This is a genomic window from Pseudomonas sp. A0308, from assembly GCF_044218815.1.
GTDB classification, from domain to species: Bacteria; Pseudomonadota; Gammaproteobacteria; order Pseudomonadales; family Pseudomonadaceae; genus Aquipseudomonas; species Aquipseudomonas iridis.
Map to the genome: position 1 here is coordinate 1,618,155 of NZ_CP162581.1, position 23,924 is coordinate 1,642,078.

Annotated in this window: 23 protein-coding genes and 1 pseudogene; all 24 read right to left on the minus strand. The window is 59.3% G+C overall.

The annotated features are described in order from the left end of the window. Positions 1 to 48: 48 nt before the first annotated feature. The 24 genes and pseudogenes from AB4P92_RS07580 to pseF all read right to left on the minus strand — a co-directional run bounded on the left by AB4P92_RS07580 (position 49) and on the right by pseF (position 23,918). The gene (locus AB4P92_RS07580) at positions 49 to 1,395 is read right to left on the minus strand and encodes a flagellar hook-length control protein FliK (RefSeq protein WP_395599201.1); all 1,347 of its coding nucleotides are present in this window, start codon (positions 1,393 to 1,395) and stop codon (positions 49 to 51) included. 104 nt (positions 1,396 to 1,499) lie between these two features. Then, positions 1,500 to 1,847: an Hpt domain-containing protein gene (locus AB4P92_RS07585; RefSeq protein ID WP_042558224.1), complete on the minus strand. Its 348-nt coding sequence runs from the start codon at positions 1,845 to 1,847 to the stop codon at positions 1,500 to 1,502. A 31-nt stretch (positions 1,848 to 1,878) separates the two neighbouring features. After that, positions 1,879 to 3,582, minus strand: coding sequence for a SpoIIE family protein phosphatase (locus AB4P92_RS07590; protein WP_395599202.1), 1,704 nt, complete (start codon positions 3,580 to 3,582; stop codon positions 1,879 to 1,881). Between the two features lie 5 nt (positions 3,583 to 3,587). Then, positions 3,588 to 3,893, minus strand: a complete 306-nt coding sequence (locus tag AB4P92_RS07595) for an STAS domain-containing protein (RefSeq protein WP_042558223.1) — start codon at positions 3,891 to 3,893, stop codon at positions 3,588 to 3,590. A 190-nt stretch (positions 3,894 to 4,083) separates the two neighbouring features. After that, positions 4,084 to 4,533: a flagellar export protein FliJ gene (gene fliJ, locus AB4P92_RS07600; protein WP_042558222.1), complete on the minus strand. Its 450-nt coding sequence runs from the start codon at positions 4,531 to 4,533 to the stop codon at positions 4,084 to 4,086. 6 nt (positions 4,534 to 4,539) lie between these two features. Beyond that, positions 4,540 to 5,898, minus strand: a complete 1,359-nt coding sequence (gene fliI / locus AB4P92_RS07605) for a flagellar protein export ATPase FliI (protein ID WP_042558221.1) — start codon at positions 5,896 to 5,898, stop codon at positions 4,540 to 4,542. Then, entirely contained in the window at positions 5,888 to 6,694 is an 807-nt protein-coding gene (gene fliH, locus AB4P92_RS07610; RefSeq protein WP_042558220.1) for a flagellar assembly protein FliH, read from the minus strand. The genes fliI and fliH overlap by 11 nt, the downstream gene beginning before the upstream one ends. Positions 6,695 to 6,698: 4 nt before the next feature. Next, the gene (fliG, locus tag AB4P92_RS07615; protein ID WP_016771079.1) at positions 6,699 to 7,718 is read right to left on the minus strand and encodes a flagellar motor switch protein FliG; all 1,020 of its coding nucleotides are present in this window, start codon (positions 7,716 to 7,718) and stop codon (positions 6,699 to 6,701) included. Further along, complete coding sequence (fliF, locus tag AB4P92_RS07620) at positions 7,711 to 9,498, minus strand: flagellar basal-body MS-ring/collar protein FliF (RefSeq protein ID WP_047300263.1); 1,788 nt, start codon at positions 9,496 to 9,498, stop codon at positions 7,711 to 7,713. The genes fliG and fliF overlap by 8 nt, the downstream gene beginning before the upstream one ends. Positions 9,499 to 9,513: 15 nt before the next feature. After that, entirely contained in the window at positions 9,514 to 9,843 is a 330-nt protein-coding gene (gene fliE / locus AB4P92_RS07625) for a flagellar hook-basal body complex protein FliE (RefSeq protein ID WP_042558218.1), read from the minus strand. Between the two features lie 127 nt (positions 9,844 to 9,970). Next, entirely contained in the window at positions 9,971 to 11,362 is a 1,392-nt protein-coding gene (locus tag AB4P92_RS07630; protein WP_042558217.1) for a sigma-54 dependent transcriptional regulator, read from the minus strand. A 5-nt stretch (positions 11,363 to 11,367) separates the two neighbouring features. Beyond that, a complete protein-coding gene (locus AB4P92_RS07635) occupies positions 11,368 to 12,576 on the minus strand; it encodes a PAS domain-containing sensor histidine kinase (protein ID WP_042558216.1) in 1,209 nt (402 codons plus the stop codon). Between the two features lie 110 nt (positions 12,577 to 12,686). Then, complete coding sequence (locus tag AB4P92_RS07640) at positions 12,687 to 14,162, minus strand: sigma-54 dependent transcriptional regulator (RefSeq protein WP_042558215.1); 1,476 nt, start codon at positions 14,160 to 14,162, stop codon at positions 12,687 to 12,689. Between the two features lie 172 nt (positions 14,163 to 14,334). Continuing rightward, positions 14,335 to 14,631: a flagellar protein FliT gene (locus tag AB4P92_RS07645; RefSeq protein WP_261736944.1), complete on the minus strand. Its 297-nt coding sequence runs from the start codon at positions 14,629 to 14,631 to the stop codon at positions 14,335 to 14,337. Positions 14,632 to 14,641: 10 nt separating this feature from the next. Continuing rightward, a complete protein-coding gene (gene fliS, locus AB4P92_RS07650) occupies positions 14,642 to 15,037 on the minus strand; it encodes a flagellar export chaperone FliS (RefSeq protein WP_150618505.1) in 396 nt (131 codons plus the stop codon). 130 nt (positions 15,038 to 15,167) lie between these two features. Then, complete coding sequence (gene fliD / locus AB4P92_RS07655) at positions 15,168 to 16,631, minus strand: flagellar filament capping protein FliD (protein ID WP_261736943.1); 1,464 nt, start codon at positions 16,629 to 16,631, stop codon at positions 15,168 to 15,170. 82 nt (positions 16,632 to 16,713) lie between these two features. After that, the gene (locus AB4P92_RS07660; protein ID WP_395599203.1) at positions 16,714 to 17,070 is read right to left on the minus strand and encodes a flagellar protein FlaG; all 357 of its coding nucleotides are present in this window, start codon (positions 17,068 to 17,070) and stop codon (positions 16,714 to 16,716) included. Between the two features lie 73 nt (positions 17,071 to 17,143). Further along, positions 17,144 to 17,995 (minus strand): flagellin domain-containing protein, encoded by an 852-nt coding sequence (locus AB4P92_RS07665; RefSeq protein WP_150618503.1) that lies wholly within the window; start codon positions 17,993 to 17,995, stop codon positions 17,144 to 17,146. A 243-nt stretch (positions 17,996 to 18,238) separates the two neighbouring features. Further along, positions 18,239 to 18,505, minus strand: coding sequence for a hypothetical protein (locus AB4P92_RS07670; RefSeq protein WP_395599204.1), 267 nt, complete (start codon positions 18,503 to 18,505; stop codon positions 18,239 to 18,241). After that, positions 18,502 to 19,791: a motility associated factor glycosyltransferase family protein gene (locus tag AB4P92_RS07675; RefSeq protein WP_395599205.1), complete on the minus strand. Its 1,290-nt coding sequence runs from the start codon at positions 19,789 to 19,791 to the stop codon at positions 18,502 to 18,504. Before AB4P92_RS07675 ends, AB4P92_RS07670 begins: the two co-directional genes overlap by 4 nt. A gap of 87 nt (positions 19,792 to 19,878) precedes the next feature. Further along, positions 19,879 to 20,805: a ketoacyl-ACP synthase III gene (locus AB4P92_RS07680; RefSeq protein ID WP_210700850.1), complete on the minus strand. Its 927-nt coding sequence runs from the start codon at positions 20,803 to 20,805 to the stop codon at positions 19,879 to 19,881. A 226-nt stretch (positions 20,806 to 21,031) separates the two neighbouring features. Next, positions 21,032 to 22,084, minus strand: coding sequence for a pseudaminic acid synthase (pseI, locus tag AB4P92_RS07685; protein ID WP_395599206.1), 1,053 nt, complete (start codon positions 22,082 to 22,084; stop codon positions 21,032 to 21,034). Positions 22,085 to 22,095: 11 nt separating this feature from the next. Then, positions 22,096 to 23,226 (minus strand): annotated as a pseudogene (gene pseG / locus AB4P92_RS07690) (UDP-2,4-diacetamido-2,4,6-trideoxy-beta-L-altropyranose hydrolase); the annotation flags it as partial. Continuing rightward, on the minus strand, positions 23,223 to 23,918 hold the full coding sequence (gene pseF, locus AB4P92_RS07695) for a pseudaminic acid cytidylyltransferase (protein ID WP_395599207.1): 696 nt from the start codon (positions 23,916 to 23,918) through the stop codon (positions 23,223 to 23,225). The gene pseF and the pseudogene pseG, both read right to left, overlap by 4 nt. Positions 23,919 to 23,924: the final 6 nt, after the last annotated feature.

Below are 23,924 nucleotides of genomic sequence, written 5' to 3' on the forward strand. Positions count from 1 at the left end.
ACCGCATTCGCGAGCAGGCTCGCTCCCACAAGGGCGATCAGTGCTTTATCAGGCGTAATAATCGACTGCGCTGGTACCGATCACGCTGGTGGTTTGAACGGCTGCTTCAGCAACAGCGGCGGCTGCCAATTCTTCATCTGCCGAATCCAGTCGACCACCGCCAGCGCTGGTGCGCCCGCTCTGGCCTTGTTGCGCCTGTTCCTGACCTTGCTGACCCTGCCAGCCACGGCTCTGGTCGGACACATTGACGTCGACCTGGCCCATGCCCTGCTGGTTGAACATCTCACGCAGGCGATGCATCTGCCCGTCGAGCGCTTCACGCACACTCGGGTGCGCACTCATGAACGTCACTTGGGTTTGCTGGTCCGGGACCATGTTCACGCGGATATCCAGACGACCCAATTCGGCCGGCTGCAGCTGAATGTCCGCCGCCTTGAGATTGACGCTCGACAGATACATGACGCGGTTGACCACTTCTTCGGTCCAGCCGCTCTGATGCATGGCAATCGGCTGATTGACCGGCACTGCGTTCGCGGTCTTCGGTGTAGCGGCCTGGGTCAGCGCTGCCAGACGGTTAGCGAAGTCATCGACGCGGGTATCGCTGGTGGCGGACTTGAGGTCTTTGAGGCCGTCATCGAGCAGACCGCTGAAGGCTTTGTCACCGCCCTGCTGACTGGTGCTGTCCTTGTCGGTCTGCACGTCGAGCATGCTCGCCATGCCCGCGGCAAACGTCTGCGCCGAGGTCAATTCACCATCGGCCTGTGCTGGCGCAGCTTTGGGCTGCGCCTGGCTAGCGGCGGAAATATGACCACCCTGCTCCATCGCCATCCGCACGGCAGGCAGCGAGTCAAGCGGATCGGCCGAAGGGTCGAAATCGCTGTCGGCGCTGGCCGCCGGGTCTTTGACCATACTCGCCAGCACGGCAACTTCCAGAGTTTCGTCCTGGGCCGGTGCGGCCGCTGGAGCCGCTACGACGGGCGCCGTCACGGTCGGCTGCACGATGGCAGCCAGCGCCGGGTCCAAAGCCGGATCAACCACTGTGGCGTCAGCTACCGGGGTCTGTGCGCCATCGTCGCTGGCAGCCTTGTCGTCGCTCGATGCCGCTGTATCAGCAGGCAACGCCTTGCCGCTATCGGCAACCGCCGGCTCGGGAGCGGCAGACTGATCGGTGCCGGCGTCCTTTTTGCCACCGGTATCGGCAACCTTGTCGCGCGCCGATTTCACCGAATTATCAGCAGAGACCGCAGGCTTGTTCGAGCCCTGATCGGCGAACACTTTGGCGAAGCTTGTAGCCTTGTCCCCAGCGTCTGCGGCCATTGCCGACGATTTGGCAGACGCGGCCTGAGCCTTGGCCTGGGCGGCGTTCTGAAGAAGAATGTTGGGGGTCGCAGGCATGAAACGGTCTCCGCTGCACTGGGATCGTAGGTACAGTTATGGAGTTATTAGCAAGCGCCGGGCCATGTTTGCCCCACACTTGAGAAAAGCGCCGAACGGAGGAGTCAGTGGAGGTGGATGTGCTGTCGCTCGTTTTCGTAAACAGGGCGCACATTGGCAAATTCGCCGCTGATTTCAGCCACCAGTTTGACGTTTTCTGCCGGGCTTTTGTTTTTTGCGTCCGACTCAAGCTCCTGGCACAGCGCTGCCAGTCGAACAGCCCCCATATTGCTGGCGCTGCCCTTGAAGCTGTGCGCAACCTCCGAAAGAACCCTCGCATCAGCGGTCTTTTGCAGTTCATGCAAACGGCTTTCGGAATCGCTCAGGAAGGTATCCAGCAGGTCCGGATAACTGTCTTCCATCACTTCGCGCAAGGTATCGAGTACCTCGCGATCAACTTGTTTATCTGCCACTTGTTCACTCCTTGATCAAGAATTGCGCGGATTATGCCTCAACCTCCCAGAAAAACTCCACGTGGGCACTACGACCTTCGTCAGACCAACGGGCGTTGCGCCCCAATTGCCGGACCAAGCTGACACCTCGCCCCGACAAACGGACACCGTCCAGCGGTCGTTCCATCACCCGTGCCACATCAAATCCCTTACCGCTGTCATCGACACGAATGACCAGACAGCCGCCCGCGCCTTGCGGCCTGACCTGCAAATGCACACGCACATAGCCGTCCTGCAAGACCTCCAGACGCGCGTTGCGCTGTTCATAATAGCGGGCGAATCCTGCGGCATCGCGCTTGAGGCTGGAATCGAGCCCCAGCACCCCGTGCTCCAACGCATTGGAATACAACTCCGCGAGCACACTGTACAGCGCGCCGCTTTGCGTACGCAGGCCGTGCACTTCCAACAGCAATTGCAGCAGGTAGGGCAACGGGTTGTAACGCCTGAGCGTAGCGCCACGGAATTCGAAGCTCACCGACCAGTCCAGCGGGCTCAATTGGCCGCTGTCGGAATACATGGGCGCCGGCGGATGAACCTGCTCAGGCTCCAGCAGACTGACCTCAACCATGCTGACATCGTCGCGGGCCTCGCCGCGAAAATCCCGCAGCGCCCGCTCGATGTCCTCGAACAGCCGATCCGGCTCACGGTTGGCGGCAAATACTTGCTGTAAACGCTCGACACCGAACAATTGATCGTTGGCATCGCTGGTGTCGATCACCCCGTCAGACAACAGAAAGACCCGATCACCAACGGCCATCGGGTGCACTTGCGTACCGTCATCAAATGCTTGCGGGCTGAGCACACCCAGCGGCAAATGCCGTGCGGCCAAAGGTATGCGTTCACCGCTGGCGATCCGGTGCAGATAACCGTCCGGCATGCCGCCGTTCCACACTTCAACCGAGCACCGCTGAAAGCTCAGGGACAGCAGCGTCGCGCAGCAAAACATGTCCACCGGCAAAATGCGTTTGAGCTTGGCATTCATCTCGCGCAGGGTTTCGGACAAGCCGTAACCCTTGGCTGTCATGCCATAAAACACCTCCGCCAACGGCATGGCCCCCACCGCAGCCGGCAAGCCGTGCCCGGTGAAATCGCCGAGCAGCACGTGCATGTCGCCCGCCGGCGTGTATGCCGCCAGCAACAAATCACCATTGAACAGCGCGTAGGGGGATTGCAGATAACGGATGTTCGGCGCACTCAAGCAACCGGAATGCGCGACTTTATCGAATACCGCTTTGGCAACACGCTGCTCATTAAGCAGGTAGTCATGATGTTTGGCGATCAGGTCGCGCTGTTGCAGCACCGTGGCCTGCAAGCGGCGCAAGCGGTCCATCGCCTTGATTTTGGCGGCAAGGATCACCTGGTTGTAGGGCTTCGCCAGAAAGTCGTCGCCGCCAGCCTCCAGACAACGGGCCAGCGCTTCACTTTCAGTCAGCGACGTGAGGAAGATGATCGGCACCAGCGTTTCCCCGGCCAGTGCCTTGATCTGCCGCGCAGCCTCGAAGCCGTCCATCACCGGCATCATCGCGTCCATCAGCACCAGACTCGGTTGCTGCTGGCTAAAGATATCGACGGCTTCGGCCCCGTTGGCCGCCGTCAGTACCTCATGACCTTGGCGGCGGACAATGGTCGACAGCAGCAACCGGTCAGCGGCGCTGTCTTCGGCGATCAGGATTATCAGCGGCTCTTGCGCCTGCATGGCCGTCAACTGATGTCAAAGAGCTTGTCGAAGTTGGAGATGGCGAGGATTTTGCGCACGTCGGAGTTAGAGTTGACGACGCGGATCTGCGAGTCGTCTCCGCCAGCGTGATCACGCAAAAGCAGCAGCATCCCAAGCGCGGAACTGTCCAGATAAGTGGCGTCTTTCAGGTCGACCACGATGGACTCGGGCTTTTGATTGAGTCGCTCGTAGGACTCGCGAAACTCCTGATGGCGACCGAAATCGAACCGCCCTTTGACTGAAATCGTCAGTTTGTGACCATCGGGAGAGACTTCTGTAACGACTGACATTGACTGGCTTCCTTGTCATTAACAAACGTCTACAAGGTTTAGCACTTGGCAGACGCAGGGGCAAGGTGCAACGCAGGATCAAATGTGGGAACGAGCCTGCTCGCGAAGGCGTCGTGTCAGTCAACATTTCAGTCAACTGGCCGATTGCATTCGCGAGCAGGCTCGCTCCCACAGGGGATGTCGCAGTGGTTTAAAACGGATCATGCCGTGGCAAACGCTGGGACAACTCATCCAGCAACTTCTGCTCACGCTTGTCTTCCAGGCGTTGCGCCTCTTCGCGATACCGCTGGACCAGTTTGCGCAGGCCTTCGACCTTGGCGAACGCTTTCTGCCATTCGTCACGCGCCTTGTCGAGATTGTTCTGGTGCCAGACCAGGCTCTGGCGCTGCTGATCAACAGCCGTATCGAGTTGCGCGAGAAACCCCTGAAAGCCGAGCAACCATTGCCCGCTCACGCCAGTGCTGCCGCGCACGATCCACTGCTCGGAGTAATCCAGACGAAAGGCGTTCAGGTCGGCAAGTTTGCTTTCAGCGACCTTGACCTGACCCTGAAAGTACCCAAGGCGCTGCACGGCGGTTTTCTCGGCCTTCTCGGCCATGTCCACCACCGGCGCCAGGCGCGCGGCTCGGCTGACGGCCATAAACGGTTACCCGCCCGCCGCAGGGGCGAACAGGGTTTCGAGATATGCCTGGCTTTCGCCCATGTTGATTTTGTCGTTCAGGCCCTGACGCTGATACCTGACCAACTGCGCTTGCAGGGAAATCGCCAGGTCGGTCTCGCGGTCGCCACCGGCGACATAGGCACCGACGCTGATCAAGTCGCGACTCTGCTGATAACGCGACCATAGCTGCTTGAAATATTGCGCGCGCTGCATGTGCTCCGCCGAGACAACCGCCGGCATTACCCGGCTGATTGACGCTTCGATATCGATGGCCGGGTAGTGACCTTCCTCGGCAAGACGCCGCGACAGCACGATGTGACCGTCGAGCACGCCCCGCGCCGAGTCGGCAATCGGGTCCTGCTGGTCATCGCCTTCGGATAACACGGTGTAAAACGCGGTGATCGAACCCCCGCCTTTTTCGGCATTACCGGCGCGCTCCACCAGTTTCGGCAGTTTGGCGAACACCGACGGCGGATAACCCTTGGTCGCTGGCGGTTCGCCGATGGCCAAGGCGATTTCCCGCTGGGCCTGGGCGAAACGGGTCAGCGAATCCATCAGCAACAGGACGTTCTTGCCCTTGTCGCGAAAATACTCGGCGATACGTGTGCAGTACATCGCCGCGCGCAAACGCATCAATGGTGCGTCGTCCGCAGGCGACGCGACCACCACCGAGCGCTGTAGGCCTTCTTCACCAAGGCTGTGCTCGATGAATTCTTTCACTTCCCGACCCCGCTCACCGATCAGCCCGACGACGATAATGTCGGCCTCGGTGAAGCGAGTCATCATGCCCAGCAATACCGATTTACCGACACCGGTACCGGCGAACAGACCCAGACGCTGGCCACGACCGACCGTCAGCAAACCGTTGATGCAACGGATGCCGACGTCCAGCGGTTCGCTGATCGGGTCACGGTTGAGCGGGTTGATCGTCGGGCCGTCCATCGGCACCCAGTCTTCGGCTTTCATGCCGCCCTTGCCGTCCAGCGCACGACCGGCGCCATCGAGCACACGACCGAGCATGCTCATGCCCATCGGCAGGCGACCGGTATCGGCCAAAGGCACCACGCGGGCGCCCGGGGCAATACCGGCGACGCTGCCAACCGGCATCAGAAAGACTTTGCTGCCGGAGAAGCCCATGACTTCGGCTTCCACCTGCGAAGGATGGTAGCTGTCGTCGTTGATCACCAGGCAGCGCGTACCCATGGCGGCGCGCAGGCCTTCGGCTTCCAGCGTGAGGCCGACCATGCGCAGCAGGCGACCTTCAAGAATCGGCGCCCCGGCAATTTCAGTGGCCTCGGCGTAGGTGCTCAGGCGCTTGGCGAAACTGGTGCGTTCAAGGCGCATCGTCGGCGTCCGCGAGCGGCTCTTCAGTCACGGCAGCCGGTTTGACGTCTTCGGCAATGTCCAGACTCAAGTCCGCCGCCGCCGGGTGCAGGGACTGTTCGTGCAACTGATTGAACAGTTTGTCCATAACCTGCGTCACACGCGATTCAATGCTTGCATCAATGCGGCTGTGCGCCGTCTCAACCCGGCAACCGCCCGGCATCAGCGCTTCATCCTCGACAATGCGCCAGGTTTCTTCGTGACGTTCGCGCAGGGCTTTGGCCTGCTCGAAGTCCTGCGGATTGACGAACAGGCGGACATTGTCGACACCCAACGGCAACAGCTTGAGGGCGTCGCGCATGACGTGTTCGATCTGGCTCGAATCGATGGACAGTTCGCGCTTGATCACCTGTTTGGTGATGTGCTGAACGAGATCAACCAACGATTTTTCGATCTGTGTGTCTTGCTCGGCAATGGGCTCGAACAGGTTCGCCATCAATTGCTCAAGGCTGGCCAGTTTCGCCGCCAAGGCGACCTCAGCCTCTTGGCGCACCTTCAAAGTGGTGCTGTGAAAGCCCTCTTTTTCGCCGGTCGCGAAGCCTTCGTTATAAGCCTCCTGACGGATGCTTTCGAGTTCTTCCAGGGTCAGTGGCTGGACTTCTTCCAGCGGCACTTCTTCCATTTCCGGCGGTTCGGGCTCTGGCTCAGGCTCGGGTTCCGGTTTTGGCGGATCGAAGCTTGGCATCGCCCAGGACTCGAAACCGCGTACATCGCGGGCACGGATCAGATCCGTCACATCGTCGTCGTGCTTGTCCATGGGCTTAGATCATTTCCTCGCCGCCCTTGCCACCGAGCACGATTTCTCCGGCTTCGGCCATACGGCGGGCGATGGTGAGGATTTCCTTCTGCGCGGTTTCGACGTCGCTGACGCGCACCGGGCCTTTGGCCTCGAGGTCGTCGCGCAACAGTTCGGCGGCACGCTTGGACATGTTCTTGAAGATCTTCTCCTTGACGCCTTCGTCCGAACCCTTGAGGGCCAGGACCAGCACGTCGGAGGACACTTCGCGCAGCAGCGCCTGGATCCCGCGGTCGTCGACATCGGCGAGGTTGTTGAACACGAACATGAGGTCTTCGATCTGACCGGACAGGTCTTCGTCGACTTCGCGGATCGAGTCCATGAGCTGGCCTTCGATCGAGCTGTCGAGGAAGTTCATGATGTCGGCCGCACGCTTGATGCCACCCAGGGTGGTGCGCGAGGCATTCGAGTTGCCGGAGAACTGCTTCTCGAGAATCTGGTTGAGTTCTTTCAATGCCGCCGGTTGCACGGTGTTCAACGAGGAGACGCGCAGGATGATGTCCAGACGCACCTTGTGGTCGAAGTTGCCGAGCACTTCACCCGCCTGATCGGGGTCGAGGTAGGCGACCACGATCGCTTGAATCTGCGGGTGTTCGTAACGGATCACGTCGGCAACGGCGCGCGGCTCCATCCATTTCAGGCTGTCGAGACCGCTGGTGTTGCCACCGAGCAGGATGCGGTCGATCAGGCCGTTGGCCTTGTCTTCGCCCAATGCCTGGGTGAGCATTTTGCGCACGTAGTCGTCGGAACCGACGCCCAGGCTGGTCTGATCGCCGACGATGTCGACGAACTCACTCATGACCTGTTCGACCTGCTCACGATGGACGTTGCCCATTTGGGCCATGGCCACACCTACACGCTGAACCTCTTTGGGGCCCATGTGGCGCAGCACTTGCGCAGCATCGGTCGAACCCAGTGACAGCAGCAGAATCGCAGCTTTGTCGACCTTGGTCAGCTTGACGGTTGCGGCTCGGTTATCACTCATCTGCGTTAATCCACTCTTTCACGACCTGAGCCACACGACCCGGATCTTCGGCCACCAGGCTCTTGATTGCATTCAGTTGCGCGTCATAACCCTCGCTCGGGCTCGGCAACAGAATGCTCTGCGGACCACCGAGGCTCACGCGGTCGTTGGACAGTTCGCCGTCCAGGCCGCCCATGCCTCCGAGTTCCACGTCGCTGCCCAAACCGGCCAGCTCCTTGCCTTTGCCGCCGCCGGTGATGTTGTTGAGCACCGGACGCAGCACACCAAACACCAGCACCAGGATGAACAATACACCCAGCACTTGTTTGACGATGTCCCAGAACCAAGGCTGGGAGTAGAACGGAATTTCGGCAAACACTTCACCGCGCTCTGCGGAGAACGGCATGTTGATCACGCTGACGCTGTCGCCACGGCTGGCATCGAAGCCGACCGCGTCCTGCACCAGACGCGTAAAGCGGCCCAGTTCGTCGGCGGTCCACGGCGCGCGGGTGGTTTCACCGTTGGCCGCGTTGACCTTGACCTGATCGTCGACCACTACCGACACCGACAGGCGATTCAGGCGACCCTGCTGCTGCTTGGTGTGGCTGATGGAACGATCGAGCTCGAAGTTCTTGGTGGATTGTTGACGCTTGTCCGCCGGGTACGGCGCGAGCATCGGCTGCCCGGTGGCAGGGTCCATGATCTGCTGGCCGTTGGCGTCAACCAGTGGCTGACCTGGCTGCACCATGGCGGCCGGAGCGGCTGCACCCGCGGTGGTTTGCGGCGCCGAAGCCGGCGACGGCGGCTGGTTGCTCAAGGCACCCGGCACACCTTGCGGGCCATTGCTGGCGGTGCGTTGCTCGCTGACCGACTGCTCGCTGCGCAACGCCGGTTGATCCGGGTTGAACTGTTCGGCAGTCGACTCGACGGCGTTGAAATCGATATCGGCCGAAACCTCAGCCTTGTAGCGATCGTTGCCCAGCACCGGTTGCAGAATGTTGTGGACGCGCTGGGTCAGCATGCTTTCCATGCGGCGGCTGTAATCGAACTGCTTGCCGGCCATGGTCATTTCGGAGTTTTCCGCCTGATCAGAGAGCAGGTTGCCCTTCTGGTCGACGACGGTGATCTGCGATTTGCTCAACTCGGGAACGGAAGTCGCCACCAGATTGATGATCGCCACTACCTGACCCGGCTCCAGCGAACGACCGGAATACAGCTCGACCAGAACCGAAGCACTTGGCTTGCGCTCATCGCGAACGAATACCGAACTCTTCGGAATCGCCAGGTGCACGCGGGCACCTTTGACGTTGTTCAGGCTGGAAATGGTTCGCGCCAGTTCACCTTCGAGGCCGCGACGGTAACGGGTCGCTTCCATGAACTGGCTGGTACCCAGACCCTGTTCCTTGTCGAGGATTTCATAACCGATGTTGCCGTCGCTGGGAGTGACACCAGCGGCTGCGAGCTTGAGCCGCGCACGGGACAAGTCATCGGCCTTGACCAGCAAGGCACCGGAGTTCGGTTCGACGTTGTAAGGGATGTCGGCGGCGGCCAGTGTTTCCATGACCTGCTTGGCGTCCAGGCCGGCAAGGCTGCCATACAACGGACGGTAATCCGGCTGCTGCGACCACAGCACCACGGCAAAGCCAATCGCCACGCTCGCAGCCAGGCCGACCAACAGGCCCACCTGACGCAGCACGGTCATCTCGGAGAGGTTTTCCAGGAAGGACAGGCCGAACAACGGCGGTTTGCCGTCTATCGGGGTGGCCTTGGCCGGAACGTTATCGGCGACTGCTTCTGCCATGACTCAATCTCGTCCTTATACCGGCATCTGCATGATGTCTTGATAAGCCTGAACCAGTTTGTTGCGCACCTGGGTCAGAGCCTGGAACGACACGCTGGCTTTTTGCGAAGCGATCATCACGTCCGTCAGATCGACGCCGCTCTTGCCCACTTCAAAGGCGTTGGCCAACTGAGTCGACGCCTGCTGGGTATTGCTGACTTTGTTGATCGCCTGACCGAGCATGTCGGAAAAGCTGCTGCCCGCCAATTCAGGGACAGCGGCAGTCGATTTCGGCGCAGACATGGCGTCTATTTTCATAGCCTTCATGTCCATCATCAATCGATTGAATTCAATACCTTGGCTCATGGTCTACTCTCTTGGGCGGCCCGCAATTTTTTGACACTCACTCGGCGGGTACACAGGTATTAGCAACAAGGGTGCCAGCTCATGGCCGGCCCTTTCAGAAAAGCGTTTTCAAACATTGCGCCAGCGATCAAGTGGCGAACAGATAACCTTCGACGTCCATCCCGGCATCGCGCATTTGTGCCAGCTTGTAGCGCAAGGTGCGCGGGCTGATGCCGAGTTTTTCCGCGGCTTCCTTGCGTCGGCCGCGCTCGCTGCGCAAGGTGTCGATGATCATCTGAAACTCCCGGCGGCGCAGGTCATCGCCCAAGGCACCGGCCGAATCAGCATCGATTTCGACTTCACGAATGACCGCAGGCGTCGGCACTGACACAGGCAACGCAGCAAACATCACCGGCCCGGCCAGGCAGAAATCCTGCGGCTGAATCACGCCGCCCTGCTGCAAGATCAAAGCACGCTGAATCGCGTTATCCAGCTCACGCACGTTGCCCGGCCACGGGTATGCGGTCAGGCACGCTTGCGCCTCAGGCGAAAGTTTGGCCGCTGCATGCTTCATTTTATTGACGTGTTTGGTCAGCAACCGCTCAGCCAGCGGCAAGATATCGGCAGTGCGCTCGCGAAGTGGACGCCACGCCAGGGGGAAAACCGACAAACGGTAGAAAAGATCTTCACGGAAGCGCCCTGCCGCCACTTCTGCGGCCAGATCACGGTTGGTCGTGGCGACCACACGGATATCAAGGGTAATGGGCTTGCGCCCGCCGACCCGTTCGACTTCACGCTCTTGCAGCACTCGCAGCAGCTTGGCTTGCAGGCCGAGAGGCATTTCGGAAATTTCGTCGAGCAGAATGGTGCCACCATCCGCCTGCTCAAACTTGCCCGGCTGCGCAGCAATGGCGCCGGTGAACGAGCCTTTTTCGTGACCGAACAGTGTGGCTTCGAGCATGTTGTCGGGGATCGCGGCGCAATTGATTGCGATGAACGGTTGAGTGGCGCGATGGGATTGCTGGTGAATGTAGCGCGCCAGCACTTCCTTGCCGGTACCGGACTCACCGGAGATCAGCACCGTGGAATCACTGCGAGCCACTCGCGCCGACAGCTCCAGAAGCTGGGCACTGGCCGGCTCGACCGCAATCGGGCCTTCGACGTCGGTTGCACCGACGCTGCCTAGCGCATGTCGCGACACCAGATCGAGCAAGGCCTTGGGCTCGAACGGCTTGACCAGATAATCCGCAGCACCCTGGCGCATCGCATCGACGGCACGCTCGACGGCGCCGTGGGCAGTCATCAGCAACACCGGCAATTGCGGCTGACGCACTCGCAGCAGCGAGAGCAATTGATGACCATCCATACCGGGCATGTTCACGTCACTGATCACCAGGCTGAACGCTTCGCGCGCCACCGCCGTCAACGCTTCTTCAGCGCTGCCGACCGCGTGGTAATCATGGCCGGCCAACAGCAACGTATCAGCCAGCGCTTCGCGCAACGAACGGTCATCCTCGACCAGTAACACCTTGATGCCCATGTCTTTTACTCAGCTCCGTGGACAGCGCAAAACAGCGGCAGGATCACCTGCGCGCACGTGCCGCGCCCGACTCGCGAGCGCAGCTGCAATTCTCCCTGATGTGCTCGCGCCACCGCTTTGACCACGGTCAGGCCCAGGCCAGTGCCGGTGACCTTCGTAGTAAAAAATGGCTCGCCGAGTCGCGCCAGCACCGCAGGTTCGATCCCGCTACCGGAATCGCTGATGCACAGACGCAGGGTGTTGTCGCGGGTGTAGCAATGCACTTTCAGGCGCACCTCGCCGGCGCTGGCCTGAATCGCGTTTTCGATCAGATTTAAGAGCGCGCCGACCAATGTGTCACGGTTGCACAGCAGCTCACCGGCATGGCTGTCGCACTGCCAGCGAATCGGCAGATCCTGTACGTGGGTCAGGGCCGCAGCTTGCAGCGCCTGCATCAAGGCATTGGGGGTGAGGCGATCCGTCAGCGGCAATTCGCCGCGAGCGAACACCAGCATGTCGCGCACCTGATGCTCCAGCTCGTGCAGGCGCTCTTTAAGACGCCCGGCAAAACGTTGCTGAGTGGCGACCGGCAACTCCTGCTCAGTCAAATGACTGGCGTAGAGCAAAGCGGCGGACAATGGCGTGCGGATCTGATGAGCCAGCGAGGCCACCATTCGCCCCAGCGAGGACAGACGTTCGTGGCGCGCCAGTTGATCTTGCAGATGACGGGTTTCTGTCAGGTCGTTGAGCAACACCAATTGCCCAGGCTCGGCATCCAGCGAACGCGTGGCAATCGACAGGCGTCGACCGTTCTTCAAGGAGATTTCGTGACCGTCGTCTTCACGCGGGGCGAAGCAGCGAGCGATGACATGGCGCCACAACTCGCCCTCCAGCGGCAGACCGAGCAAGTCGATGGCGGCAGGATTGGCTTCGCGCACGATGCCGTGACCATCAATTACGATGACGCCACCGGGTAACAGATCAAGGAGGTTTTGCAGACGGTTGGCCAGACGTTCTTTTTCCGCCAGCTCCTGCATGCGCTGGGCACTGACCACGGCCAGTTCACCCTTGAGCTCGGTGACCCGCGCTTCAAGCATGCTGTAGGAGTCGGTCAGTTGACTCGACATCTGACTGAACAGCTCGAAAGCCTGCTCAAGACCCTGGCGGCTCGCCTGCTCTACGGACGAAGGTTGCCCCTCGGGATTGGAGGCAGAGATCTGGGCGGCTTGGGGCATTGTGCTCTCTCGCTTGGCTGACCGTCAGTTAAACGGAACGTTGCGAGGGATGTAGCAATACCCGTGCCTAAAAAAAACTGCTTATAAATGAAGCAGTTGAAAAACAGGCGTCAATCCTCCGCCTGTTCGTCACCGTCGCGCCGGCTCATGCCGTACTTGCGCATCTTCTCCACGAGCGTGGTACGGCGAATGCGCAAGCGCTCTGCCGCGCGCGCCACAATGCCATTGGCATCGTCCAGCGCCTGCTGAATCAGGCCCTGTTCCAGACCACCGAGGTAGTCCTTCAGGTCCAGGCCTTCCGGCGGCAACATGGCGTTGGCGGTGAAGTCCGGCGTATGACCGTTGATTGCCACGCGCTCTTCAAGATCGCTGCGCAGGCTGTCGACCAATTGCTCGTCTTCGTCGTCGACGTAGCGGAATTTCTTCGGCAATTCGACCACGCCGATCACCCCGTACGGATGCATGATCGCCATGCGCTCCACCAGGTTGGCCAGTTCGCGGACGTTGCCCGGCCAGCCGTGACGGCACAGCGACATGATTGCCGCCGAGTTGAAACGGATCGAACCGCGCTTTTCGTGTTCCATGCGCGAGATCAGTTCGTTCATCAGCAGCGGGATGTCTTCGACACGCTCGCGCAGCGGCGCCATCTCGATCGGGAACACGTTCAAGCGGTAGTAGAGATCTTCGCGGAATGTGCCGATCTCGATCATGCTTTCGAGATTCTTGTGGGTGGCGGCGATGATGCGCACGTCGACGCTCTGGGTCTTGTTGCTACCCACGCGCTCGAAGGTGCGTTCTTGCAGCACGCGCAGCAGTTTGACCTGCATCGGCAGCGGCATGTCGCCAATTTCATCGAGGAACAGCGTACCGCCGTTAGCTAGCTCAAAACGGCCGGCTCGGCTGGTGATAGCGCCAGTGAAGGCGCCCTTCTCGTGGCCGAACAGTTCGCTTTCCAGCAACTCGGCCGGGATCGCCCCGCAGTTGACAGGTACGAATGGCCCGTCGCGACGCTTGGAGTGGTAATGCAAGTTGCGCGCGACCACTTCCTTGCCGGTGCCCGACTCGCCGAGGATCAGCACGCTGGCGTCGGTGTCGGCCACTTGCTGCATCATCTGGCGCACGTGCTGAATCGCCCGGCTGGTGCCGACGAGGCTGCGGAACAGATTAGGTTCGCGATGACGGCCACGCTCGCGGGCCTGGTCGTACATCTCGCGATAGACCTGGGCACGGTGCAGAGAGTCGAGCAATTTGCTGTAGCTGGGCGGCATTTCGAGGGTCGAAAGCACTCGGCGACGCTGGTCTTCAGGCAAGTCGATGGAAGAATTATCGCCCATTAACAAAACCGGAAGGAACTCATCCCAGGTTGAGAGTGTCTTTAGCAAGCCCAAAAGCGCGCCAGGAGCATTTACAGTCCCGATCAGTACGCAAATGACCTCACGACTAGACGACAAAGAGCCGACTGCCTGCTGCCAGTCATGGCTGCCGCAGGGTAAATTTTCTTCGCCGAGAAAATTTAGAATCACCGCCAGGTCGCGGCGGCGAACGCTATCGTCATCGATCAGCAGAATTTTCGTTTCACGCCACATGCAATAGCAACTTCCCTAGTCAACTCAATGCCCGAAAAATGGGGCAAGCGAGACGCTTGCAGGACACCATGTGCCTGTAGACGCCTGAAATCTGAAAACAGCCACTAGTTAAGTCAAAAAACCGTGCACAGTCAAATTTATGGCGCACATGTTTGGATTAACTGGAGGTTAATTAGCCAAACAGATGGTAAACCTTTGCCGCCTTCTGCGCTTGGGTGATCTGCGACATCTCGTTGGCTAGCGCTTGCCGCTCCCCCATGGCCACTTCAAGAAGCTCCTTGTAGACATGGAGCAACTCCTCAAGGTTATCGCGCAACGCGACTTCGTCCATCGAAGCCTCACTCAAGACGTCTTCCATGCAGGAACGGCAAGCCAGATCCAACTCGCCAATGGCTTCCCAATTGCGCTCGGCCAGGGCACTGACCAATGCTTCACGGGTATCGGCAATTCGCTGCAATACAAGACTCATGGTGATCTCCTTAGAACTGGGGGCCTGATGGAGCGATGCCGTCCCAGCCTTCCTTTACGGTGCGCAACAGACCGGCAACCTCGTCGAGAATACGCGGATCAGTCTTGAGGTTGGCCTCTGCGAGTCGCTTCATCATGTAGATGTAAAGCTGGTTGAGCTCACCCACCGAATCGGCACTATTTTCCAGATCCAGGCCTTCACACAAGCCGCCGATAATGCCAACGGCCTTGCTGATGGCCGTGCATTTGGCAGAAATATCCTTGCGTTCGATGGCGCCTTTGGCCTGAGCGATGCGCTCCAGACCTCCTTCCATCAGCATTTGCACCAGACGGTGCGGGCTCGCTTCGGACGTCTGCGCATGCGCGCCGACTTTCTGATATTGCCGAAGGGCTAACATTGGATTCATGTTCTACCTCATTGCCACAATGACTCGTATAACCAGTGTATCGCCAACGAATCACAGAACTTTAGATCAAAAGGACAAAAACCCGGCGCACGCCGATAAAGCGTAGCCGGGTTTTTGTCGTGCTCGCCTGTTACTTCGCGGATTGCTGAGCGTTCAGCGTGCTGAAGAACGACGTGATGTTGCTGGCTGTGGCCTTCATCTGCCCTACCAACAAGTCCATGGCGTTGTACTTGGCAGTCAACACCTTGGTCAGGTTGGCGACACGCACATCCAACGCCACTTGCTGGTCGGTCAGAGTGCGTGTGTTCTTGGTGAGGATGGCCATGCGCTGATCAAGCAAACTGGTGCCGAGTTTGTCATTCGCTGGCGCTTTGAGGTACGGATCCACCGCCTTGCTCATACGCGCCAACAGACCATTGGTGTCGTCGGTACCCGTGAACAATTGCTGGACCTGACCCGTCATGCCTGGCTGATCCATGGTTTTGGTGAAGGCAGCGGTATCAAACTTCAGGTTACCGGTGTTGCGGTCGGTCATCACACCCAGTTGGGACAGCACGGCCAACGGACCGCCAGCACCCGTTGCCGTCAACTCGGCACGAACGCTGGCAATCAGCGAGCGCGGCATCGCATCGCCAGTGAACGCCGCTTGCACGGTCAGCTTGCCATCTTCGTCCGGCGTCGCCTTGGACAAGGTGTCGATGGTAGTTTTCAACGTGTTGTAAGCGTCGACAAACGACTGAATCGATGCCTGCAGCCCTTTGGTATTGGCATCTACGCCAATAACAGTCGGGGTACCCGCCGTTGGCGCGCCAGCGCTGACCGTTGTCAGATTCAGGGTCAGGCCACTGATTGCGCCGGTCACCGTGTTGCTTTTGCTGGTGACCTGAAGGCCGTCGATGGTCAACTTGGCGTTTTTCGCAATGTCGCTGACGGCCCCTGAGGCGCCTGCAGCCGGGCTAGTGCCCATCGGCTGGGTACCATCGATTTCCAGACCGGCGATACCGCTGACGCTGAGGTCAGAGCCTTCGCCAGTCTTGTTCGAACTGATCACCAGGCGCGAAGCACCGGTGCTGTCGGTCACAATGTTGGCGGAGATGCCGTTGGCGCCCTGAGCCTTGTTGATGGCGTCACGGGTAGTCTGCAAAGTGGCATTGGCCGGGATGTCCACATTGTAATCAGTGCCATTCTGACTGATTTTCAGGGTACCAGTCGGAATGGCACTGGCGGCGCCGCCGGCGAAAGAGGCACTGGCGATTTTCGAGCCGGTGGCCAGTTGGTTCACGACAACACTGTAATTACCCGAAACCGCGGTGCTATCGGCGGTGGCGTTCAAAACGGCGGTATTGGCCGAAGTCGCGGTGAATCCGGCAAACGCAGGATTGGTCTTGCTGCTCAGATTGTTCATTGCCGTCTGGAACGCAGTCAGCGCGCTCTTCAACGAACCGACACCGGAAATCTTCAGCGTGTTGGTTTTGGTCGCGGTATCGATTTGCGTCTGCTTTGGTGCCTTGTCGGCGTTGACCAGTGCAGTAACGATAGCACCGATGTCCAGGCCGGAACCCAGTCCGGAACCCGGTAGAATTGGACTTGCCATGTGCATCTCCCTTCAGATTGTTGCCATTCTTTTGACCGTTACACGCATCTTGAGAACGTACAAACATTATTCATGCCAGCTATCAGGCCTTGGCGTCGAACAACACATGACTTGCGTTGGCGAGGCTGTCTGCCAGCTTGAGGGCTTCTGCGGAGGGAATCTGTCGAACGATTTCACCCGTCTCGCTTGCGATCACCTTGACGATGACCTTCCCGGAATGCTCATCGATAGAGAACTCCAGATTGCGCTTGATCGATTGAACAAACTTCTCGATCTCCTGCACTGCCAGTTTCAACTTGGCATCGTCCGTATCCTGACTCTTGGCAGCGACCGGAGCTTCAGCCTTGGTAACTTTAGGCGTCTCTGACGGTTTGTCAGCAACCTGCGTTACTGGCTTGGGAGCCGGATAAGACAGGTTAAGCTTCAAGCTCATGTCCATGCTCATCACCTCCTGACGTAAAAAGGCGAGAGAGCACGACTAGCGCACTCCCCCGCCCAAACTTGTTCCGAAATTACTGAAGCAGTTTCAGTACAGCGGAAGGCAGTTGGTTGGCTTGAGCCAGAACGGAGGTCGAAGCCTGCTGCAGAGTTTGCTGCTTGGTCAGGTTAGCAGTTTCTGCGGCGAAGTCGGTGTCTTGTACACGACCCTGTGCAGCAGTGGTGTTCTCAACGATGTTCTGCAGGTTGGAGATGGTGCTGGTCAGACGGTTTTGCGAAGCACCCAGGCTAGCACGGGTATCACCGATCGCAGCGATAGCAGCGTCGATTGCAGTGATAGCGGCGTCGATGTTGACACCGGCGTTAGCAGCGTCAGTACCGGTCAGAGCCAGAGTAGCCTTGTCCACGGACAGGCTCACGGCGTCGAACTTGGAGCTCAGTACCAGGTCGATGTGGTTGGCAGTACCGGTGTTTGCGCCAACTTGCAGAGTCACAGTACCAGCCGAACCGTCCAGCAGGTTTTTGCCGTTCAGGTTGGTGGAAGCAGCGATACGGCTGATTTCGTCGGACATGTCGGCGAATTCAAGGTTGGTTGCTTTCTGGTCAGCAGTGCCGTTGGTGCCGGTACGTGCTTTAACAGCCAGTTCACGCATACGCTGCAGGATGTCGGTAGTAGCCTGCAGAGCGCCTTCAGCGGTCTGAGCAACGGAGATACCGTCGTTGGCGTTCTGGATAGCCTGGTTGCCACCGCGGATTTGCGATTGCATACGGGTGGAGATCTGCAGGCCAGCGGCGTCGTCTTTAGCGCTGTTGATTTTCAGGCCGGAAGACAGGCGCTGCATCGAAGTCGACAGAGCGTCGGAAGCTTTGTTCAGGTTTTTCTGAACGTTCAACGATGTGGTGTTGGTGTTTACTGTTAAAGCCATGACGAATTCCTCGTTGGTTGGGTACTGCGGCTTCCGGCCCTGGCAACCGCCGGGTATGGCCTAGAGAACCTTCGTAATAGTTATCGTCGGGAATGCAGGTTGCTTGAGGGCTTTTTAAAAAATATTTGCCATCACCCTGCCACCCCAGAGAAAACAAAGGCTTAGCCGCCCCTCACTTTCGAAAAAATGACGCCATAAAACCGACCACTGCGCAAACCTGCGGGCCAGCGCGGTTGCCCGCCCTCAGGCTGGCATGGCCGTCAGCAGTTCGATCAGTTCGTACTCCATGGAGTCCGCCAGCCCCAACCAGTCCTGGCGCTCCTGGCAATCGAGCATTTGCGTCAGCACCTGCGCCCACATCTGTTGGACATCCGCAGGCGCGGACTGCAGTAACTGCTGCGTACCCTCAAAGACCTCGACCATGCTTAGCGCCGCCTCGACGTCACGTCCCAGTCGAAACAGACTTGCGCACTCGCGGCACTCGATGATGCATTGCGCCATTGCCGTCATTGCACAAACTCCTGATTGAATTGTGTGCCGGCGATCAGCGCGCCCGCTCTGCTGCTATTGAGAAACTCAACCTGGGGATGGGCGGCGATGTAGCGTTCCAGAACACATAAATAGCCACGGAAGTTCAGTTGTGTGCTGACGCGCTGACCATGCCCGTCACGCACCCAATGCCGCGCCTGATTCACACTCGGCCCAAGCTCACCGTCATTCCAGCCAGCATGGGTCTTGTTCATCGGGAAGGCGAAGTCGGCGCCAAACAGAGTGATGCGCGTCGCGCCCATTTTCACGGCAAGGTCCACCGCCGGATGAATCACACTGCCGCCGACATGCAGTTCGCCTCGCGGATATTCCTCGCGCAATGCCGCATAAACCGGGCTTGCGGAATAGCCGCCGTAGCGCTTGCCCTTCCAGGCGCGCAATACCTCGGGGTCGCTCATGGGCAAATAGACCAGAGGAATGCCTTCGGACTGTTCAAATGGCAGATGACGGAAGCTGATGAGCTGATCAATGCTCACCACCAGATCCGGCACCACACCGTGCTCACGCAGCGGTCGATAAGCGGTGTCGACACAGATGAACAGCGGACGCTGCGCCTGAGCCCGCACTTTCGCCAGCCGTTCGAAATGCCCCTCCAGCGTCGGCCCCGTGGCGATCACGTAGACGTCCCGGTCGACGCAAGTGCCGAACAGTTGCGCCACATCGTCATCGCCGAGCAACACTGGCAAGCAATCCTGCAAGCGTTGCTGAATGGCCGGCGACTGCGGATCGAATTCACGATTGTTGAAGCTCAGGTGCACTTCACTGACCAGCCGATCACGGATCTTTGCGTTGAAGTCATCAGCCAGCAGCATCTCGGCCGGCAGGGCAAAAAACGGCGTGCAGATATCAGACAGATCACCGGCGTAAAACAGTTCCACGCGCGGATCCTCCAGCCACTGGCGCTGATCAAGCAACCGCACGACAAGCGCAAACAGAGCGCCATTGAGAATATGCACATACAACCGCTCAAGCCCGGCGCGCTCCAGCAACACCGCAGGCAAATCGCCTAGGCCGGTGCCGTAGACATGCAATTGCGCTTTATCCGCCAGGCTGGCTGCCTGAACACGGGCTTCGTGAGTACGGTCATGGCGACTGGTGAGTTGAACGCCATTGACGCTCAGAGTCGAACCCAGCCCCTGCACCAACTCAGCCTGAACCGCCGCACTGTCTTCGGCCATCAAGCGCTCGAACAGCGCCGGCCAGCGGCGCTGAAGGACTTCGGCGTTGGCCTGGAAAAACTCGCTCATGGCGCCTCGCGCTCCGTTTCAGGCAAAAAAATAGCGTTCAAGGTTAACCTTGAACGCTATTTTTGTATCCGCCGTTTTTAATCAGGCTCAGGGGCGGAAGATGATCGCCGAACCCCACGACAGACCGACACCGAAACCACTGAGCGCGACGCGCTGCCAGGCGGAATCGATTACGTGCTTTTCCAGCAGCAGCGGAATACTCGACGACACGGTATTGCCGGTCTCGACCATGTCCTTGATGAACTTCTCAGGCTCGCCTTCAAAGCGTCGCGCCACGGCATCGACAATCGCCGCACTGCCCTGGTGAATGCAGAAGGCATCGATATCATCAGCCTTGAGACCGGAATCATCGAGCAGCTCGTGCAAGTGCGCCGGGACTTTGAGCAGCGCAAAGTTGAACACCTGACGACCGTTCATGAAGAACACACCATCGGTGACTTTCAGGTGTGGCGCGCCGGAACCGTCGGTGCCGAACTTGGCCTTGCCCAGCGCCCAGGTCGGATCTTCACCCATCCAGGTCGCGGTGGCCGCATCACCGAACAGCATGGTGGTGTTGCGATCTTCCGGGTCAACGATTTTCGAATACGGGTCGGCGGTGATCAGCAGGCCGTTCTTCAGGCCTGCGGCTTCCATGAAGCCCTTGATCGCGTAGATGCCGTAGACATAACCGGAGCAGCCCAACGAAATATCGAACGCGGCGACATTGGTCGGCAGACCGAGTTTGTCCTGCACGATCGCGGCAGTGTGCGGCAAGCCTTCTTCATCACCGTTCTGAGTGACGACGATCAAGGCATCGATCGATTCACGCTTCAACTCAGGGTTGCTGGCAAACAGCGCGTTGGCTGCTTCAACACAAAGATCGGAGGTTTCTTGATCAGCGTCTTTGCGCGGCAGGAATGCCGAGCCAATCTTGCCAAGGATGAACTCTTCATCCTTCTCGAATTTTGCACCTTGTGCGTAATTGTCCACGCCGGCTACAGGAACGTAGCTCGCAATGCTTTTTATGCCAATCATTACGGCTTCCCAATAAAAAACAGCCCAAGACCACCGCTCGCAAGGATTTGAGGGGCGCCGACAAACAGAAAATGGTTGCCACGAAGGGCAACCAAGGGGAGCGCAAAGGGCTATCACTGGAACCGAAAACGGGCCAGGCGCCATCTCCCCGATCAATACAATACAGTGAAGATGCGCGTTATGACTCGCAGGTCACGCTATTTTGCCGAATCCATTACAGATTGGGTTATTCGACCAATGACCAATCCAGCGGCGTACCGCGCTTGATCGGCGCGCGAGCGCAGCGCCCGAGGACGGCATCGGTGTGCTTGGGCGGCAGACCGAGGCCGGGACGAATGGCGCGCAGATTGTCCCGCGTAAAGGGGTCACCTGCGCCCATATCGGCGGTCACATATAGCGAGCGGCGATACACCACCGACTTGAGTTCGGCTTCTGTTGCGCCGTATTGCACCTTGCCGAGCGCTTGCCATGCGCGTTCGGTTTCCACCACCAGGCTGGCCATCTCGGCCGGCTCCAGCGAGAAACTGGCATCCACCCCGCCCGCCGAACGGTCGAGGGTGAAATGCTTTTCCACCACTGTCGCGCCGAGCGCCACGGCCGCCACCGAGACGCCAACGCCCATCGAATGATCGGACAGCCCCACCTCGCAGCCGAACAATTCACGCAGATGCGGGATCGTCCGCACATTGCTGTTTGCCGGAGTCGCCGGATAAGTGCTGGTGCATTTGAGCAACACCAGATCCTTGCACCCGGCTTCACGGGCGGCGCGCACGGTTTCATCGAGTTCGGCAATGCTGGCCATGCCGGTGGAGATGATCAGCGGCTTGCCGGTGGCGGCGACACGGCGGATCAACGGCAGATCGGTGTTTTCAAAACTGGCGATTTTGTACGCCGGCACGTCGAGGCTTTCGAGAAAATCCACGGCCGTGTCGTCGAACGGCGTCGAAAACGCGAGCATCCCCAGTTCCTTGGCGCGAGCGAAGATCGGCGCATGCCATTCCCACGGCGTGTGGGCCTGCTCGTACAAGTCATACAAAGAAGTGCCGGCCCACAGGCTGCCCGGGTCTTTGATGAAGAACTCACCCTCGGCCAGATCCAGCGTCATGGTCTGGGCGGTGTAGGTTTGCAGTTTCAGGGCGTGCGCGCCGGCCTTGGCGGCGGCTTCGACAATTTGCAGGGCCACGTCCAGCGACTGGTTATGATTGCCGCTCATCTCGGCAATGATGAACGGCGGCGCATCGGCACCGATCAGACGGTCGCCAATCTTGAAACTACTCATGAACGGTGTTCCCTATTATTCAAACTGGAGTTCAGCCCGTCGGGCAGCAATTGCGCATCGTCCAGTGTGGCGTGGCTTGACTTGAGCACACCATCGGCCAATGCCGCGGCGACTCGCAATGCACCGCGTCCATCGACCATTTGCCGAGAACGTTCAGCCATGCTCTGGCGCAGATAAAAATTAGCGGCGACAAAACCAATCGCGTCACGCAACTGCGCGACGCTGACCTGCTCGCGCGCGCCCATGAATACATGTGCGCCCGCTGCCGCCATGACTTCACCGTTGACCTGCTGGTTATTCGACACCGCTATACAGATCGTCGGCAGACCCAACGCCGCACGCTCCCAACTGGTGCCGCCACCGGCGCCGATAAACAGATCGGCCTCGATCATGCGTTGATGGAAATCGCTGACAAAACTGTGCAGACGCCAGTTTGGCCGCGTTTGCGCCAGTGCCTGCATCTGCGCCCATGCCGGGTTGTCGACACCGGCGACGAAGTCCACTTCAAGTTCAGTAAAATCGGCCAACGCCAACATCGCGTGATGGGTCTGCATCGCCGCGTCGAAACCGCCGAAGTTCACCAGCACTCGCCGGGCTTCGGGTTTGATGTCGATCGCCGGGCAATCGAACTCTTCGCGCAACATCGCATAGCGCGGGCCGAGCAGTGTGCGGCAGCCCTCGGGCAACAGCGGCGTGTAGTTATCGCTGAGGCCGGACAAATTCTGATTGAGCAGCAAATCAACGCTGTAGCGCCGAGTGGCGAGATCGTCGACGGCAGCAATACGCGGCGCCCAACGCCGTGCGGCGGTCTGCCAGTGATGATCGAGGCCGTAATGATCGACGATCATCCAGTCGAATTCGGCGTGATCTTCCAGCAGCAAATCCAACGCATCGATGTCGGCCTGCCACGGCAGCATCGACTCGATGGCCTGCTGCGGATCTTCACCGGGATAAAATTCAGGCAGTGCGAATGTCTCGAAACCTTCGGCGCTCAGAGCATCGAGTCGATGCCCCGGCAACTGCCGACAGGCAAACGCGACATGACTGCCCTGCTTGCGCAGCACCCGCGCCAGCGTCAGGCAGCGGGCGATATGGCCGCTGCCGATGGTCGGCGAGGCGTCAGCGCGAATCAGGATTCTCATTGCAACTCTCCGCCAGCCTTGAGCGCGGCGTAAAGGTATTCGGCACGTTTCCAGTCTTCAGGCGTATCGATGTCCTGCACCAGGTGCCGAGGCAGAATTACTGGCAGGCTGGCGGGCGAATAGACCACCTCGCCGCGCAGCCACGCGTCGCTGCGCCCCCAGTAGAACTGGCCAGCATCCTGAAACGCCTCGGACAGATCCTGCGAACGGGTGTCACGAAATTCCGGGTACAACGCCGTAAGCGCGCCCTGCCCGTCCAGCGTCAGCGCACGCTGCACAGGGAAGCCGAAGTTGCACACGGAGAAAGCGAAAGACTTGTCCGGATGCTGCTCCAGCAACTCAAATCCTTCGCGCAGATAACGCACCTGCAACAGCGGCGCCGTGGCGTACACGCAACAGGCGTAATCGAAGGCCGGCAGTTGCTGCAAGGCATGCACGATCACTGCGGCGGTGCCGGTAAAATCATCCGCCAGATCGGCCGGGCGCAAAAACGGCACATCAGCCCCGTGCGCCCGCGCGACCTCGGCGATTTCTTCGTCATCGGTACTAACGACGACTTGATCGAACAAGCCCGAATCCAGCGCCGTACGAATCGAACGGACAATCATCGGCACGCCAGCGAACAGCGCCAGGTTCTTGCGCGGGATACGTTTGCTGCCCCCGCGCGCCGGGATGATTGCAATGTTGCTCACGTTGCC

Coding starts and splice junctions, on each gene's coding strand:
- AB4P92_RS07580 (WP_395599201.1), bottom strand. CDS start 1,395: ATGCCTGCGACCCCCAACATTCTTCTTCAGAACGCCGCCCAGGCCAAG.
- AB4P92_RS07590 (WP_395599202.1), bottom strand. CDS start 3,582: ATGCAGGCGCAAGAGCCGCTGATAATCCTGATCGCCGAAGACAGCGCC.
- AB4P92_RS07595 (WP_042558223.1), bottom strand. CDS start 3,893: ATGTCAGTCGTTACAGAAGTCTCTCCCGATGGTCACAAACTGACGATT.
- fliJ (WP_042558222.1), bottom strand. CDS start 4,533: ATGGCCGTCAGCCGAGCCGCGCGCCTGGCGCCGGTGGTGGACATGGCC.
- fliI (WP_042558221.1), bottom strand. CDS start 5,898: ATGCGCCTTGAACGCACCAGTTTCGCCAAGCGCCTGAGCACCTACGCC.
- fliH (WP_042558220.1), bottom strand. CDS start 6,694: ATGGACAAGCACGACGACGATGTGACGGATCTGATCCGTGCCCGCGAT.
- fliG (WP_016771079.1), bottom strand. CDS start 7,718: ATGAGTGATAACCGAGCCGCAACCGTCAAGCTGACCAAGGTCGACAAA.
- fliF (WP_047300263.1), bottom strand. CDS start 9,498: ATGGCAGAAGCAGTCGCCGATAACGTTCCGGCCAAGGCCACCCCGATA.
- fliE (WP_042558218.1), bottom strand. CDS start 9,843: ATGAGCCAAGGTATTGAATTCAATCGATTGATGATGGACATGAAGGCT.
- AB4P92_RS07630 (WP_042558217.1), bottom strand. CDS start 11,362: ATGGGCATCAAGGTGTTACTGGTCGAGGATGACCGTTCGTTGCGCGAA.
- AB4P92_RS07635 (WP_042558216.1), bottom strand. CDS start 12,576: ATGCCCCAAGCCGCCCAGATCTCTGCCTCCAATCCCGAGGGGCAACCT.
- AB4P92_RS07640 (WP_042558215.1), bottom strand. CDS start 14,162: ATGTGGCGTGAAACGAAAATTCTGCTGATCGATGACGATAGCGTTCGC.
- AB4P92_RS07645 (WP_261736944.1), bottom strand. CDS start 14,631: ATGAGTCTTGTATTGCAGCGAATTGCCGATACCCGTGAAGCATTGGTC.
- fliS (WP_150618505.1), bottom strand. CDS start 15,037: ATGAATCCAATGTTAGCCCTTCGGCAATATCAGAAAGTCGGCGCGCAT.
- fliD (WP_261736943.1), bottom strand. CDS start 16,631: ATGGCAAGTCCAATTCTACCGGGTTCCGGACTGGGTTCCGGCCTGGAC.
- AB4P92_RS07660 (WP_395599203.1), bottom strand. CDS start 17,070: ATGGACATGAGCTTGAAGCTTAACCTGTCTTATCCGGCTCCCAAGCCA.
- AB4P92_RS07665 (WP_150618503.1), bottom strand. CDS start 17,995: ATGGCTTTAACAGTAAACACCAACACCACATCGTTGAACGTTCAGAAA.
- AB4P92_RS07670 (WP_395599204.1), bottom strand. CDS start 18,505: ATGACGGCAATGGCGCAATGCATCATCGAGTGCCGCGAGTGCGCAAGT.
- AB4P92_RS07675 (WP_395599205.1), bottom strand. CDS start 19,791: ATGAGCGAGTTTTTCCAGGCCAACGCCGAAGTCCTTCAGCGCCGCTGG.
- AB4P92_RS07680 (WP_210700850.1), bottom strand. CDS start 20,805: ATGATTGGCATAAAAAGCATTGCGAGCTACGTTCCTGTAGCCGGCGTG.
- pseI (WP_395599206.1), bottom strand. CDS start 22,084: ATGAGTAGTTTCAAGATTGGCGACCGTCTGATCGGTGCCGATGCGCCG.